Origin of the sequence: Bradyrhizobium sp. (assembly GCF_016219575.1) — a bacterium.
In the GTDB taxonomy this organism is placed as follows: Bacteria; Pseudomonadota; Alphaproteobacteria; order Rhizobiales; family Xanthobacteraceae; genus Bradyrhizobium.
Genome location: NZ_JACRMG010000001.1, coordinates 66939 through 82432, shown reverse-complemented (window position 1 = coordinate 82432; position 15494 = coordinate 66939). Strand labels below are relative to the sequence as shown.

The 15494-nt window shown below is 59.5% G+C and carries 14 protein-coding genes and 2 pseudogenes; 5 read left to right on the top strand and 11 right to left on the bottom strand.

Features of this window, described 5'->3' with window-relative positions:
- Positions 1-469 precede the first annotated feature (469 nt).
- Both HZB49_RS00410 and HZB49_RS00405 read left to right on the top strand, forming a co-directional pair.
- Positions 470-1456 (top strand): MDR family oxidoreductase, encoded by a 987-nt coding sequence (locus HZB49_RS00410; protein WP_291608455.1) that lies wholly within the window; start codon positions 470-472, stop codon positions 1454-1456.
- Positions 1457-1493: 37 nt separating this feature from the next.
- On the top strand, positions 1494-1913 hold the full coding sequence (locus HZB49_RS00405) for a PaaI family thioesterase (protein WP_291608454.1): 420 nt from the start codon (positions 1494-1496) through the stop codon (positions 1911-1913).
- A 137-nt stretch (positions 1914-2050) separates the two neighbouring features.
- On the opposite strand, the gene HZB49_RS00400 is transcribed toward HZB49_RS00405, so the two are convergent.
- Positions 2051-3145, bottom strand: coding sequence for an enolase C-terminal domain-like protein (locus tag HZB49_RS00400; protein ID WP_291608453.1), 1095 nt, complete (start codon positions 3143-3145; stop codon positions 2051-2053).
- 99 nt (positions 3146-3244) lie between these two features.
- Between HZB49_RS00400 and HZB49_RS00395 the strand changes: the two genes are divergently transcribed.
- Positions 3245-3847: a TetR/AcrR family transcriptional regulator gene (locus HZB49_RS00395; RefSeq protein WP_291608452.1), complete on the top strand. Its 603-nt coding sequence runs from the start codon at positions 3245-3247 to the stop codon at positions 3845-3847.
- Between the two features lie 24 nt (positions 3848-3871).
- On the opposite strand, the gene HZB49_RS00390 is transcribed toward HZB49_RS00395, so the two are convergent.
- The 9 genes and pseudogenes from HZB49_RS00390 to HZB49_RS30005 form a co-directional block, all read right to left on the bottom strand.
- Positions 3872-5623, bottom strand: coding sequence for a hydantoinase B/oxoprolinase family protein (locus HZB49_RS00390; protein WP_291608451.1), 1752 nt, complete (start codon positions 5621-5623; stop codon positions 3872-3874).
- Positions 5616-7745 carry a hydantoinase/oxoprolinase family protein gene (locus HZB49_RS00385; protein WP_291608450.1) on the bottom strand — a complete coding sequence of 710 codons (2130 nt, stop codon included), beginning with the start codon at positions 7743-7745 and terminating at the stop codon, positions 5616-5618. Before HZB49_RS00385 ends, HZB49_RS00390 begins: the two co-directional genes overlap by 8 nt.
- A gap of 199 nt (positions 7746-7944) precedes the next feature.
- Positions 7945-8650, bottom strand: a pseudogene (locus HZB49_RS00380) (ABC transporter ATP-binding protein).
- A gap of 51 nt (positions 8651-8701) precedes the next feature.
- Positions 8702-8824, bottom strand: a complete 123-nt coding sequence (locus HZB49_RS00375) for a hypothetical protein (protein ID WP_291608449.1) — start codon at positions 8822-8824, stop codon at positions 8702-8704.
- A gap of 19 nt (positions 8825-8843) precedes the next feature.
- Positions 8844-9815 carry an ABC transporter substrate-binding protein gene (locus tag HZB49_RS00370; RefSeq protein ID WP_291608448.1) on the bottom strand — a complete coding sequence of 324 codons (972 nt, stop codon included), beginning with the start codon at positions 9813-9815 and terminating at the stop codon, positions 8844-8846.
- A gap of 37 nt (positions 9816-9852) precedes the next feature.
- Positions 9853-10647 carry an ABC transporter ATP-binding protein gene (locus HZB49_RS00365; protein WP_291608447.1) on the bottom strand — a complete coding sequence of 265 codons (795 nt, stop codon included), beginning with the start codon at positions 10645-10647 and terminating at the stop codon, positions 9853-9855.
- Complete coding sequence (locus HZB49_RS00360) at positions 10644-11591, bottom strand: branched-chain amino acid ABC transporter permease (RefSeq protein ID WP_291608446.1); 948 nt, start codon at positions 11589-11591, stop codon at positions 10644-10646. The genes HZB49_RS00365 and HZB49_RS00360 overlap by 4 nt, the downstream gene beginning before the upstream one ends.
- Before the next feature lie 56 nt (positions 11592-11647).
- On the bottom strand, positions 11648-11941 hold the full coding sequence (locus tag HZB49_RS00355; RefSeq protein ID WP_291608637.1) for a hypothetical protein: 294 nt from the start codon (positions 11939-11941) through the stop codon (positions 11648-11650).
- A gap of 62 nt (positions 11942-12003) precedes the next feature.
- Positions 12004-12417: pseudogene (locus HZB49_RS30005) on the bottom strand (branched-chain amino acid ABC transporter permease); the annotation flags it as partial.
- Between the two features lie 264 nt (positions 12418-12681).
- On the opposite strand from HZB49_RS30005, the gene HZB49_RS00345 reads away from it, so the two are divergent.
- The gene (locus HZB49_RS00345; RefSeq protein WP_291608444.1) at positions 12682-13632 is read left to right on the top strand and encodes a LysR family transcriptional regulator; all 951 of its coding nucleotides are present in this window, start codon (positions 12682-12684) and stop codon (positions 13630-13632) included.
- 133 nt (positions 13633-13765) lie between these two features.
- Here HZB49_RS00345 and HZB49_RS00340 read toward each other — a convergent pair whose 3' ends face one another.
- Positions 13766-14767 carry an NADP-dependent oxidoreductase gene (locus tag HZB49_RS00340; protein WP_291608443.1) on the bottom strand — a complete coding sequence of 334 codons (1002 nt, stop codon included), beginning with the start codon at positions 14765-14767 and terminating at the stop codon, positions 13766-13768.
- Positions 14768-14931: 164 nt separating this feature from the next.
- On the opposite strand from HZB49_RS00340, the gene HZB49_RS00335 reads away from it, so the two are divergent.
- On the top strand, positions 14932-15483 hold the full coding sequence (locus HZB49_RS00335) for a TetR/AcrR family transcriptional regulator (RefSeq protein WP_291608442.1): 552 nt from the start codon (positions 14932-14934) through the stop codon (positions 15481-15483).
- Positions 15484-15494: the final 11 nt, after the last annotated feature.

The following is a 15494-nucleotide window of genomic DNA, read 5'->3' as shown; positions in this document are numbered from 1 at the left end:
CATCTGCAATGATTCTGCGTACTGACGGCATGCAGGACACGGGTCCGGACCCGTGAAACCTGAAGCCTATTCCATGGCGCCGAACGCTCCGGTCACACTCGCCCCGTTAAAGGCCTTGGATGTTGCCGTTGAATGGCTGTTTAGACCTTGTCTTCATATCACATGACGACCCTAATACAATAGATGCTGACAGCCTCCTGTAAATTGCCGCAGCACCTCGGCAGAGAGCTCGTCGACAACCCGCGCCAGAGCGCACGGATGGGCCTCGGGGTAGCAGGCTGCCTGGTCGCGCTTCGGAGTACGTCGCCATGTCAGCCCCGCTGTCATATCGGCCCAAGCCTAGCTCCACGCTTTGGAACGCGTCAGGTACCTACATAAATGATAGTAGCCGCTTTAATTGTGCCTTCTTGCGATACGGAGCCGCGACCCTAGGTCCGTGGACAGCGAAACACCAATCTAGGATATGGCGATGACGTTCAAGGCGCTGCTGGCTGCAAAGACAGGTGAGAAGATTTCGACCAGCGTGGTCGAAATGAACGAGCAAGATCTCATGCCCGGCGACGTTACGGTCGCGGTCGATTATTCGACGGTGAACTACAAGGATGCACTGGCCATTACCGGCCGCACCGAGGTCATTCGTAAGTTTCCGCTCATTCCCGGTATCGATCTTGCTGGAACGGTAGAGGCATCCTCCTATCCCGGCATCGCTGTCGGAGATCGCGTCGTCGCCAACGGCTGGGGACTGAGCCAGACCCACCATGGCGGTTATGCCCAGAAAGCGCGGGTCAAAGGCGAGTGGCTCGTAAAAATCCCCGCGCCCTTCTCCACAAAGGACGCCATGGCGATCGGCACGGCCGGTTATACCGCCATGCTGTCGGTGCTCGCCCTCGAACATGGCGGCCTTACACCGCAGCGTGGTGACATTCTGGTCACCGGAGCCAACGGCGGCGTCGGCTCGATCGCGATCGCTCTCCTCTCAGATCTCGGCTATCGCGTCGTTGCATCGACGGGACGTCTCGAGGAAGCCGATTACCTGCGGGGTCTGGGCGCGGCTGATGTCATCGATCGACGAACGCTTTCGGAGCCGGGAGCACCGATCTCACGCGAGCGTTGGGCTGGCGCAGTCGACTCGGTCGGCAGTCATACGCTGGTGAACGTGCTGGCGCAGACGCAGTATCGCGGCGTAGTGACGGCCTGCGGACTGGCTCAGGGTGTCGATCTTCCCGGAACGGTTCTGCCGTTCATCCTGCGCAATGTCACGCTGGCGGGCATCGACTCGGTGAATACCCCTCAGGAGGCGCGACTCGAGGCATGGTCGCGTTTGGCTCGAGATCTGGACGTGAACAAGCTCGTCCGAACGATGCAGGTAGTCGGCCTCGCAGAGGTTCCCGATGTGGTGCGCCAAATGTTCGCCGGGACGGTCCGAGGTCGAACGGTCGTTAACGTCAATGCTTAGCTAGCCAGCGCCCCGGCTTGCCCCGTTGGAGAACTTCATGGCTCAAGATCCAATATCGCATTTGCAGCGCCTGACCGCGATAAACGCCTCGGCGGCATTCAATAAGCTGGCGCAATTTCATGTGGATTCAGCGCAACAAGGCGTCGTTGAAATTCACATGAAGTGGAGCGACGAATTCACTCAGTACTCGGGCTATCTCCATGCCGGATTGATCGCGGCCCTCCTTGATACTGCATGTGGGTTCGCAGCAGTCACTGTGTCTGGCAACGTAACGGCTTCTCATTTCTCGATGAACTGTCTAAAGCCCGCGATTGGTCGCCGATTTATCGCAAAGGGGTTCACTGTGCGGGCTGGACGCAGGCAAGTTTTTGCAAGGGCAGAACTTTTCGCGGAGAGCGATCAGGGCGAGAGAGCACTCGTCGCGACAGGCGAATCGCTCCTTGTCCCTATTGATTAGGACGGACCGCGAAGGCCTGGATCGCGCGGGCGTGCATCCCTAACGCTGGGCAGCAGCTCATACATCGATTGCGGCAGAGATCAGCTTGCGCACCCCAGACGCTGCATAGCCAAAGCCCGAGGGACATCGGTCGTTGCTTAAATTTGATGCGCCGCAACCACATCCTCGTTCCATTCAATGCCAACGCCCGGCACGTCTGGAATATGCAGGTTCCCGCCTTTGATCGCGTAAGGTTGCTGCAAGATTGGATCAACCCAATCCTGCCATTCGAGCCAGTGCGCCGTCTCGGTAACCCGCATAACTTGGGCGGCAACCTCTGGATAGAGATGCGTCGACATGGGTATTCCCGCCGAACCCGCGATGGCCGCTGCCCGCATCCATCCGGTGACGCCGCCGATGCGCATAAAATCAGGCATGACAAGGTCGCACGCCCCGCGCTGAAGCGCCTTGTGCATCTCCCGCGGGCCGTAGAAGTTCTCCCCTATCTGCAGCGGCGTCTTCAGTTCGGCCGCGAGCCGGACATAGCCATCGAGATTGTCATAGACGATCGGCTCCTCGATCCAGGCTAGCCCGTGATCATCGATCATGTGGCAACGCTCAAGCGCCTCGGCCAGCGTCAGCCCCTGATTGAAATCAACCATCAGATGAATGTCGTCGCCGACGGCCTTCCGCACAGCATCCAGCGTCGCAAGATCATCAGAAATGCGTTCGCGCCCGAGCCTGAGCTTCAGGCCCGCGAAACCGCCCTCGTCGCGCAATTCAATTGCCTCGGCGGCGACAGCCTCCGGTGATTTCAACCACAGACCATTGCTATTGTACGATTTCACGGGACCAACCGTGCCACCGAGCAGCACGCAAAGTGGCTGGTTCGCCGCTTTGGCCAGCGCATCCCACGCTGCCATGTCGAGGCCAGATGCGGCGATCATAGACAAGCCTTCGTAGCCGACGAAATGCAGCGATTTACGTGCTGCGTCGAACAACTCGACCGGAGCGAGGCGACGTCCTTTGAACATGTCACCAAAATCCTGCAATGCAGGCACCAGGTAACGCATGGACTTCACGATATAGGGTTCGAGGTAGCCCCGACCCGTGATCCCTTCCTCGGTATGCAAATCGATCAAGATAACCGGCCACTCGGACAGGGTGGCGATACGGGCCACGACTGGTCGCTTGAGCTTGAGGACAACGGCTCGCGCGGTAATGCTTCGTATAGTTAGAGCGTGGTGAGGCATGCCGCGATCCCGGAGCTTAGGTTCTGATATGAATGCCTTCTACATCAGGCCCCGGTCATGTAAATTCACTATTGAGTATACTTCAGCAAGGGTAGCGCCATGCGACGGTCAGCCGAGCAGACACGCGGACGGATTCTCGAAGCGGCTTACAAGCTCTTTCGCCGCCAAGGTTACAACCGTGTCACAATGGATAACATCGCTGAAGCGGCGAAGCTCACGAAGCGCACGCTCTATCACCATTTCAACAGTAAGGATCAACTGCTCGCCGATGTGCTCGAATCTCAACATCATCTGGCGGTGCAGGCTTTCCGCTCCTTCGGAGATGGTCTCTCTGGATCAGCCGAGACCATCGTCCAGGCGATGTTCCAAGACCTTGCCGTTTGGGCAGATAGGCCAAGGTGGGCCGGGTCCGGATTCACACGTCTCGTCATAGAACTCGCAGACTTGCCGGGCCATCCGGCAAGGCTAATTGCTCGCCGACACAAGGCCAAGTTGGAGAAATGCTTCGGGGAGCTATTGGCTCAATCTGGGGTCGGCCGCCCCAATAAGCTGGCTCGCGCAGTCTGGCTCCTGTCCGAAGGCGCGGTCTCATTGATTCTAGTCCATGGAGATCGTGGGTATTCGGCTGCAGCGTCTGAGGCGGCAATCACCCTCGTTCGACATCACTTGAAGAACAATGGCCCTGAGCTGCTGCCGGTTTGATGGACACCGAGATAGGGTGTTTTATCAAGCCGGAGGTAGCTCACCTTGTCCCTTGTCCGCGCCGTTCTTCAACACAATTCCGTAATCGCTGAGCGCGCCCTCGACGGTGACATAGCCCTCCAGAACGTCCGCGTTGAGCCGGTCGGCAGTACGTTCGCTCGCGGGCCCATGGCCTCCGCCACCCCCGCTCGATATGACGAGAACGTCGTCCTTACCTACCGCCAGGATTCCTTTACGAAGAGGATGGCGCTCGCCGGAAGCCCTGATCACCTCTCCACCAGCTGGCTTTCCCGGTCCACCGCCGACCAACCCCCAAGGTGGGCATTTCGTTCTATCGAGCTTGTTCATAAGCGTAAGTGGTTGCAGGAAGCGGTAGACTTTCTCGACACCGAGACCGCCACGGAAGCGCCCGGGCCCACCTGAATCTTCGCGCAGGCGCTTCGTTTCGATACGGTAAGGATACAAGGCCTCCTGAATTTCGACGGGCACGTCCCGCACGTCGCCGTGAGCCGTGGACCGGAATGGTCCCGGCCCATCGGAATTCGCAAACGCACCCCAACCACCTGACATCGCGTCCATGCAGAGGAACCGTTCGCCGGTCCTTTCGTTGACGCCGGTTATCGTGTGCGTGCCAAAGATCCCGTGATGTCCCGCGGGGACCATGTCGGGGAGAGCCTCGTGAAATGCACGAAGGATCGTATCAACCACCGAGGCGTGGGTATTTGGCCCGGATCCATGCGCTGCTTCGGGGCCGGCGCTCAGAAACTTTCCATCCGGGATTTCAACGCGCACATTATCGAATTCCCCTTCGTTGACCGGGGTCGACGAGGATAACAGGAACTTCAGCGCCATGCGGGCGGTCGCCACCGCCCCTCCGTCCCGGCCCGAATTGAACGGACCGGGTACCTGATCGCTGACATCTGAAAAATCGATTGTGAGGGTCTCGCCATCGGCGACCACCTTCACATTCACTTTTATTGGCTGGTCCAACGCCACACCGTCGTCGTCAAAGAACGAGGACGCCGTATAGGTGCCAGGTGGCACGGCACGAATGGCGCGAGCCATGTTTTGGCTGGAGTCAGCCCGCATGGCTTCAATGGCTGCAAGGATTCCAGCCTGCCCGTGCTGGGCGACGACCTCGCGAACCAATTCGCGCCCCATCGCACATCCGCCGAGCTGCGCCTCGACGTCTCCCATCAGCAGCCGCGGAAAGCGCGTGTTCTTCGCGATCAAGCGAAAGATTTCATCCAGCCTGCGGCCTTCCTGCACCAGCCTCATCACGGGATACTGGATACCCTCCTGGGACAATTCGGTCGCCGTGGGCGCAAGGCAGGAGCCTGCCGTGGCGCCTCCGACATCGATCCAGTGGACGATCACCGCAAAGAATCCGATCAGGGTGCCTTCAATCCAGATCGGCGTGAACATGCAGATATCATTGAGATGCCCGCCAAGAACCTCGGCATCGCTGACGAAGAATACGTCCCCATCGCGCATGGCTTTTTCGCCAAAGGCCGCCAAACCCGATCGGACACCAAGACCGAGGGCGTTCGCGACGAAGGCTGGAAGGCTATAGCGTGATTGCGTCACCAATTGCCCCCGAGCGTCGACAAAGCCAACGGCGTAGTCCTTGTATTCCTGGACCAGCAGACTGAACGCTGTTCTCTCGATGTTTTTCTCGATCAAATTCGGAATGGCAATCAGACGCTGCCGAATGATCTGAAGTTCGATGGGGTCGACGGCCGGAACGGCCAGGCTGGAAGCAAGCATCTTATTCATGGGTCGACCTCTCCGTCCGTCGATTGATCGCGCAAGTGATGCGGAGTTCTCCGAGCTTGCCCACGACGAGGCGGTCTCCGGCCCCGATCACCGTTGTGGAACTGTATTCCTCGACCACAGCGGGTCCCTCGATGGCGGCCCCGATCGGCAGGTCCGATCGGCGGTACACCGGGGTGGTCAGCCGTGCCTTGGCTCGAGCGAAGTAGATTTGCCTGTAGAAGCTGGGCCCAGGTTCGGCGTTGACCTCGCCGACCCATTTGACAGCCTCAAGGCTTGGCCTTGCGGTCGGAACGACGCCGCCGGCACGCAGCGCCACAAAGGTCACTTCCATTCCTTCGTTCGAATGACCGTAACGGGCGAGATACTCTCTTTCGAAGGCCGATCTGACTGCCCCAACCGAGAGCTCAGGCGGGAGACTGACCCGTACGGTGTGGGATTGGCCAACATAGTTCATATCGGCCTCGCGAAGATAGCAGATGCGGCTGACGTCGAACTCGGCGCTCATGGAATCCCGCAACTCGCGCTCCATGACCTCGAACTGTGATTGAGCGCCTACGATCGAGGCTGGGGAAAGGGCGCTTAGAAACGTCCGGGCGGCATCGCGGCGCGCCTCCGTCATCAACATGCCCAGGGACGAAAACGCCCCCGGATGAGGTGGAACCACGACCTCCTCGATCCCGAGATCCCGTGCCAGCTCAGCAGCAAAGAGCGGACCGCCGCCGCCAAATACGAACAACTGATAGTCGCGAATATCACGACCGCGCTCGACGGTAATCTCCTTGATTGCGCCAGCCATGGTGACGTTGGCGAGATCCAGGATGCCCTGCGAAACCCGGTCGACCGCATCCGGTCCGGAGTAGCCCAGCGGTCCAGCGAGCTGTTCCGAGATACACGTCTTTGCGGACTCGACGTCCAGCAACAGCCGACCGCCCATGAAGCTATCCGATCCGATTCGGCCGAGCACGACGTTCGCGTCCGTCACGGTGGGTTCGATGCCCCCACGGCCGAATGCGATCGGACCGGGATCCGACCCAGCGCTCTTGGGGCCCAGGCGCATCCGCTTGTTCTCGTCGACCCAGGCGACCGAGCCGCCGCCCGCTCCGACTTCGACGATATCAAGGACTGGAGTGCGTATCGGAAACCCGCGCTCATACCCGCCGACCCAGTAGGTGCTAACGACATCGAAACGCCCATCCTCGACGAGGGCACATTTGGCCGTCGTGCCGCCCATATCGAAAGCCACGATCCGCGGGAGCTCCAGAGCGGCCGCGTAGGCGGCGGCCCCGATGCAGCCTCCCACCGGGCCTGACTCGACGAGGGCAATTGGCTGAGCGATGGCATCCTCGGCGGTGATCACTCCTCCGCTCGAGCTCGAAAGGTAGAATCGGCCGCGGAAATCGCGATCGTTCAGTTCGGAAAAGAAGCCCGCGATGTATTCGGACATGCGCGCACCGACGAACGCGTTGCCCACTGCCGTCGACGTTCTCTCGTATTCCATCCACTCCCGCGACAGCCGCGTGCCCGAGGTGACGTAAACGTGGGGCAGCGCTTCGGACAGCATCCGCGCTACCTCCTCCTCATGGATCGGATTAACGTAAGAATTCAGCAATGACACGGCGATCGCCTCCACTCCTGCAGCGCGCAGAACGGGAATCAGTCGCTCCACGTCCTTACGATCGAGCGGCTGAACGACCTCTCCTTTTCCTTCGATCCGCTCCGCCACTTCAAAGCGAAGCCGTCGGGGCACAAGACATTCTTGCCGACGGTAGCGAAGATTGAAGGTTTCCGGCCGGTTGCCGCGGGCGATCTCGAGCACGTCGCGGAAGCCCTTGGTCGTCACCAGGGCCGTCCGTGCCCCCTGCCTCTGGATGAACGCATTGATGACGTGCGTCGTGCCGTGCTTGAATATCGCCGCCTGATCCAGTCTAACCTTGGTGTCCTCAAGGCCTGCGATGACCCCCGCGACCAAATCACCATAGGTGGTCAGCGTCTTTCCGAAGCGGGTCTCGCCGGTTTGCGTGTCGAACACGGCAAGGTCTGTGAACGTACCGCCTGTATCCGCTGCTATCAGGTAACGGCGACTGTGATTGTCCGCCGTAACATCCGGTCCAACTTGGTCCATCGTGCATCCCGCTCCCGTTCAGTGATCAGAATTTTTATTTCCTGGCTTTCGCGCCGACCGCCCGAAGCGATCGGGTAGCGCTGCACCTTCTGGTCATCCTCAACCTGTTGGCCCCCGTCGGCCAGATGCCCAGCTGACAAACGGATGTGACGTCAATTCATCAGCCCACGCGCCGGCGCTTCCAGGAAGCGGATATTTCTCAGAGGCCGAGATAGGCCTTCCTCACGCGGTCGCTGTTCAACAATTCCCGGCCTGTTCCCTCAAGCGCGATGCGACCCCGCTCCAGGACGTAGGCCCGATCAGCAAGGTTCAGCGCCAGAAATGCGTTCTGCTCCACGAGGATGATCGTCAGCCCTCCTTCGTGAAGACGCTTCATGATAGTACCCAGCATGCCGACCAGCAGAGGAGACAGTCCCAGAGACGGCTCATCCAGCAGAAGGAGTTGGGGGCCCAGCATGAGGCCCCGCGCTATCGCGCACATCTGCTGCTCACCTCCCGACATATTGCCGGCGAGCTGGTGCTTCTTCTCTTCCAGCACCGGGAAGTCGGTGAACACAGTGCGCACCCGGCTTCCAAAGACGGACTTGTCCTTAAGGCGATAGGCCCCCAGCTCGAGATTTTCCATCACAGTCATGGCGGGGGAAAAGCGAACGCCGTTCCGGGACGTGGACGAGGCCAAGCCCCACGATGGCGTGCGCTGGAAGGCGATCGATCTGAACGTCGCGATAGGTTATCGCTCCTGCGGAAGGCCTCGAAAGGCCCGAAACCGTACGCAGGAGCGTGCTTTTTCCGGCTCCGTTCGCGCCGATGAGAGTCACGAACTCCCCCTCATTGGCGACGATGTTGACACCATTGAGAGCTGTGACTTCGCCGTAGCGGACGTGAAGATTCTCTACCTGAAGCATCGTCTGGACCTGCTCTGTCAACTTCACGTGCGAGTGCTCTACCCTCGCATTTCACTCAGCCAGCACGATTTCGCCCTTACGCACGACGATGGGATAGTCGGTCACGAGCGCCTGGCCGATGCCGTCGAACGTAATATTGCCGCGAGGCCCTACGAAGGTGGTCGTTCGGAACACTTCGGAAATCTTGTCGGCATCAGTTGCCGAGCCGGCCTTTCGATGGCCTGCGCAAGAAACAGGAGCGACTCGAATGCAGTTGCCTCCTGCTTGCCGGCCGGCTTACCGAAGTCCTTCTCATAGTTTTCCACGAACCACTTGTTCGCAGGCGTATCCAAGTCTTTACCCAGCTATCGACGCTGACGATGCCTTCGGCCGCACCGCCCGCCAGGTCCACCAGTGTTTTGGTCAGGACGCCCGCCGCCTGCGCCGCCGGAGCATCGAACCCGATCTGCTTCTTCTGCTTCAGGATCGTCGCAGCGACCGCATCGGAAGGAGCGGCCAGCAACATGAGGTCCGGCTTCGCGGACTTGCCTCGCGCAAGGTAAATCAGGAAATCGGTGTCGTTGCTGTTGTAGAACTCTGTGCCGAGGAGTTGTATCCCGCTTTTTTCGAGCGATTCCTTGTAAACCGCTGCGACGGAGCGTCCGTATTCGTCATTAACCCCGAGATACCAAACAGAGCGCGGCTTGATCGTTTCGACCACATACTTCAGGAGGGCCCGACTTCCCATCTCCACGGTCGTGTTGAACCGGAACAAATGCGAGTGCCCTTGCATGGTAATGTCCTTATGCTGGGCAGTGATGATGACGTGAACCTTGCCCGCTTCGCGCGAGACTTCCTTCTGGGCCAGCGCCGGGCCGCTGATCGCGCCGCTCACGAGCGCGTCGACCCCATCCCGCGAGAAGAGCTTCTTGGCCGCACTCACGGCCTCCTCGGTCACGCCCTTGTCGTCATAGACGATCACCTCGAAAGGCCTGCGCTGTTCGGCCTTGATCTTCTTCTCCGCAAGCACCATGGCATTCTGATAGTTGCGACCATTGACGGACAACGGACCCGACAGCGGGAGCGTAACCCCAACCTTCGCCGGCGCCTCAGATTGCGCTGATGCTCCGCCGGCCAGCATCGTGCCAATGGCCAACGCTGCGAACTTGATCCACTTACCGCCCATTCCTTGTCTCATCTCATCCCTCCTGTTGATTGTTTCCTTAATTGATGGCGGCGGGCATCGTCCAAGAACCGTCACCGAGGTAGGCCCGCAGCACCTCCTTGTTTGTGGAGATTTCCGCTCCGGTGCCCTCGGCGAGCTTCTCGCCGCGGCTGAGAACGACGATCCGGTCGCTCACGCCCATGACGACCCGCATATCGTGTTCGACCAGGACGATCGTGATTCCATCCTGCCTCAACCGGCGGATCAGCGCGGTAAGCTGCGCGCTCTCATCCGGATTCAGCCCCGCCGCCGGCTCGTCCAGCAAGAGCAGGCTCGGCTGTCCCGCTATCGCGATCCCGATGCCGAGCTTGCGCTGATCACCAAAGGGCAGGTTGCGGGCCACGATGTCTCGTTGAGCTTGCATGCCGATCGCGTCCAGTACGCGGTCCACCCCGATGCGGATTGCGCGATGTTCCTCGCCGAACGCTGCGCTGTAGAACAGGGATGCAAAGAAACCCGACTTGACGCGGGTGTGGAGACCGGCGCGGACATTCTCTGCGACTGTGAGATCGAACATCAAACTGTTCTGTTGGAACGTCCGACGAATCCCGTTCGCGGCGATCCTCGCCGGAGGCGTCCCCGTGATGTCGTTGCCCTGGAAGTTTATTTTCCCACCTGACGGTCTCGCAAAGCCGGTCAAGAGATTCAGAACCGTCGTCTTTCCTGCGCCGTTTGGGCCAATGAGACTGACGATTTCGCCCTGCTCCACGGTCATGCAGAACTTGTTTACAGCCAACAATCCCCCGTACTTGACGGTCAGATCCGATACGCTGAGGTAATCGCCGGCGCTCATTTTCCGCCCTCGTCACTCGATGGCCTGCCCCGCCGGGACGGCCAGCTGGGGAGTTGGGCGAGAGCTGGCCCGATCCCCTTTGGCATGTAGTGAATTGACAGAATGAGGATCACGCCAAACACCAGAAGTCTTGCGTCCTCAACGAACCGCAAGATCTCCGGTACGATCGTAAAAATGAACGCTCCGATGAGTGCGCCGGATATGGTGGCTGCCCCGCCGACAACGACCATGATCAGTGCGCTGGAGGTGTAGTAGACGTCGGCAAGGTGGGGCGTGATGACCCTGACGTAGTGCGCATACATCGCGCCTGCGATCCCCGCGATGAAAGTGGAGATGAAGAATGCAGTGATCTTGTAGCGATAGAGATCGATGCCGACCGACTGTGCGAGAGCCGCATTCTCGCGGATGGCCACGATCGCGTGTCCGGTGCGGGAGGCGAGCAGCCGGCGGACCACGTATACGGTTACCAACAGCAGCGCGAGCGCGAGATAATAATAGGACAGTTCGGTACTGAATCGAATGGTGGGTAGCATGGGGAGGTCCAGCGTCGGAGCCGGAATCCTCGATATGCCCATCGGGCCTCGCGTAATCGAGGTCGAATTCGTGATGACCAGACCGATGATCTGGGAAAATCCGAGCGTCACGATGGCGAAGTATGGTCCTTGCAGCCGGAAAGACGGAATCCCGACCAGGATTCCGGTCAGGCCGGAAATCAATCCGGCTACCGGAAGCGAAAACCAGAAGGGCCAGTTCTGATCGACGCTCAGCAAGGCGGACGCATATGCGCCGACTGCAAAGAACCCTGCCTGCCCAAGCGTCAGTTCACCAAGAAACCCGACGATGATGCTCAGGCTCAGTGCCAAGGTCCCGAAGATCAGGAAGAGGACTAGCAAATGGAGAAAGTAGCCGCTCGGGACCACGAGCGGCGCCATGCAGGCGATCAAGAAAACGATCCCATACAGGGTAACGCGTCTCGGGTCGGCGCCCACAATTTGTCCTTTCATTGTCTGGCGCTGACCAGGCCACTCGGCCTGAACAGGAGGACGGAGATGATGACCGTGTAGCTGAAGAGATCCTTGTACTCGGTCGACAACAATCCTCCGGCGATCGCTTCCACGAGGCCGAGAGCCATTCCTCCAAGGATCGCGCCGGGAACGCTTCCCAACCCTCCCCGGATGATGACGGCAAAGGCCTTGATAGCGATGGCCTGGCCCATGAACGGGTATGCCATCGCAGTCGCCCCAAGCAGTCCGCCCGACAGGCCGGCCAGACCGCACCCGAGCCCAAACGTGATCCCCGTACGGCGTCGATATCGATGCCGACCAAAGCGGCACCTTCCGGATCCTGAGCCGTCGCGCGAATGAGTTTTCCCGCCGTGACGTATCGCAGAAAAATGCCAAGCAGCGATACGGTAATCGCGCCGATCAGCATGATGAGAACGCGTTGCTCGGTCAGATAGATTGGGCCGACGACGATGATTTCTTGTTCAAACGGGCTCTGAACCGGTCGCGGAGACGCGCCCCAAATGAGTTCAGCGCCGTCGAGGAGAATGATACTGAGGCCCAGCGTGGCAAGAAGCGGGGTGAGCGGAGACCTGTCGTGAAGCGGCGCGAGGACGAGCTTCTCGCACACGATCCCGATAAGCCCGACGATGAATGCCGCAAGTGGCAGGGCCACGAGATAGTGCAGGCCGAGACTCGCGATCAGCGTCGACGCAGTAAATGCGCCGGGCATGTAAAACTCGCCATGCGAGAAGTTCACGACCCGCATGACGCCGAATATGATGGTGAGGCCGAGCGAGGCGACGACGTAGCCGACGCCGTTGGCGATCCCGAGGACGGCGAGCTGTGCAATAAGATCGATCACGCGTTCTGCCCCTCCCTCGCGAAGCATTCCTTGGGGTCGTTCCGCGTTGTCCGCAGAATCGATTTAGCCAAGGTGCTTTAGAGCCCGGGATCGGATCACGCCACGCTGCGGAGTGAAAAACGGCTATGAATTCAATTCACATCACGCTAGATCGGATGTGTCTGATCCATGAGCGCAGGTATCGGTAGGGGGAGAACCAGGGACGTGACGCGGAACGACCGGTTTCAAGAGATTCTGGTGTTCGTACAGATCGCGAAGAGCGGGAGCTTCTCGGCCGCTGGCCGTGCACTGGAGCTCACGCCGTCAACCATCAGCAAGGTCGTGACCAGGCTTGAGCACAAATTCGGCGCCCGGCTTTTCAATCGCACAACCCATTCCGTCCGGCTCTCGGAGGAAGGTAAGGCGCTGTTTCAGAGGGCGTCCCGCGTTATCGAAGCCATGACCGACGCAGAGAGCCTCATCGAGAAATTCTCGTTGGCTCCCACGGGGCAGCTTCGCGTATATGCCCTACCCTCCTTTGCCCTTTCCCAGCTCGCGCCGGTCCTTCCGGAATTCCTGGACGCCAATCCTGGAATACGAGTGGACATTCAGCTCGGAACTGAAAACATAGACAGCGTCAACACCGATATCGATATTGTCTTGAGGTACGGACGCCCCGAAAACAGCAGGCTCGTCTCTCGCAAGGTAGCGGACAGCAGCTGGGTCGTCTGTGCATCGCCGATCTACCTCGAGCGCCGGGGCATTCCAGAGTCGCCGGCCGATCTCGCACTGCACAACTGTCTGAGCTTTTCGCTTCAAACAAGGGCTGTCCCGTGGTCGTTCAAGTCCATTCCCGAAGGCCCCGGAATCGAAGGAAATGCCTCGTCGAACCATGCGCCGATGCTGCGTGAGCTTGCGCTTCGTGGCGTCGGGATAATCAGAGTGGCCGACTTCGTGGTAGCGAACGACATTAGAGCCGGCACACTGATCCCGCTTCTATCGGAATTCACCAGCAAATTGGACGAGCCGATCTTCGCGCTTTACCAGCCGCAGCCGGGTGGATCGCAGCGCGTCCGGGCATTCACAGAGTTCCTTCACCGAAAATTTTCGAAACGGCCCTGGCTCGTTGCGGCTCCGTAGATCAACACCGAGGCACCACACTTCCTCCTCTTCGCAGTTGGGACGGGCAATATGGAGCTTCGGTGGAAAGCGTTGACAATGCGTGCATCCGCGGCGTCGCGGCCTGGTCGGTCAACGGCCATGTTCAACGCCGTTACTTCATCTGGACGACGACCTTCCCTTTGGCCCTTCCCTTGTCGAGATACGCGAGCGCTTCTTTCGCTTGTTCGAATGGGAATACCTTGTCGATCACCGGCCGGATGTGCCCTGCCTTAAGAAGCTCGCCGATCTCGGCGAGTTGCCTACCGTCCGGACGCACGAACAGGAACGAATACGCGACGCCGCATTTCCCGGCGCGGCGCATGATTTTACGACTCATCAATCCGAACAGAAACACCATGAAGATGTTCAATCTTCGGGCGCGCGCAAACGCGGCGTCCAGTGGCCCGACGAGCGAAACGACGGTACTTCCAGGCTTCAATATCCGAAGGGATTTCTCGATCGCATCGCCCCTGACTGTGCCCAGCACGGCGTCGTAGTCCCGCAACACATCCTCAAATTCCTGCTTCTTATAGTCAACCACCTCATCGGCTCCGAGGCTCCGCACCAGATCCACGTTTCCGGTGCTGGTTGTCGTCCCCACCTTTGCTCCGAGGTATTTCGCGAGCTGGATCGCGAACGTACCAATACCGCCCGCACCTGCGGGGATGAACAACTTTTGTCCGGGCTTGAGGCGTGCACGCTCCTTGAGCGCTTGCCACGAGGTCAGTCCGACCATAGGGATCGAGGCCGCTTGCACGAAGTCCAGATTTGGCGGCTTGAGCGCAGCGGCATCCTCCGGCACGAGTGCAAATTCAGCGAGAGCGCCTGTTCCGAGATCGAAGAGGCTGGCGAAGACGGCGTCGCCCGGCTTGAAGCGAGTCACGCGGCTTCCTACCTCGACGACAACACCCGCCAAATCGCTGCCCAGCGTGGCCGGCAGGTCAAACCGGAGGATGGGCTTGAATGTTCCTTTCGGAATCATATTGTCGATCGGATTCAGCCCAGCCGCGTGAACCTGAACGAGAATTTCGGTCGGCTTGGGCGTCGGCTGGGGGGTGTCAGCAAGCATAACCTGACCTGGCTTGCCGTAACGCTTGAAGACGAGTGATCTCATGTTTCTCTATGTCCTAAGGTTCTTGGCGGTAGCGGCGGCAGGAGGCGACATTTGCACTGGTCAAATTCAGTCGCTTTTTTTAATTACGATCGTAACTATTTTTGATAGATGACGATCGTAATTATATACTTGTCAAGCCCCTCCTCCAACCTAATATGTGCGCCATGCGCGTATCCAAGGAAAAGGCGGCCGAAAACCGCGACCGAATTCTCAAGGCCGCGTCGCGCCTGATGCGAGAGCGCGGCATCACCGGTGTAGGCGTGGACACGCTGACCGAAGCGGCCGGGATGACCCACGGCAGTCTCTACAGTCAGTTCGGTTCCAGAGAGCGGCTTGTCGAGGAAGCGGTCGCCGACGCGATAGCCGTTAAAGGACAGGAACTGCGTGAGGTGTCCGCTCTCGGCGACTACGTTTCGGAATATCTCTCGGCGGCGCACCGCGACCAGCCGGGAAGCGGCTGCCCCTTTGCAGCTTTGTGCTGTGAGATGCCGCGCCAAAGCCAAGGAGCGCGAGAGCGATTCACAGCCGGACTGAGGGGCATGGTCGGCTGGCTTGGTGGCCGAATGGATTCCGGGATCAAGCAACGGCAACGCGATGAGGAGGCGCTGACGACCCTCGCCTCTCTGGTTGGAGCGCTCGTGCTTGCCCGCGCCGTAAGTGATCCCAAACTATCGGACGATATCCTTCGTTCGACCAGGAAAAGGCTGGAGCGCTAAACTCTCGGCGC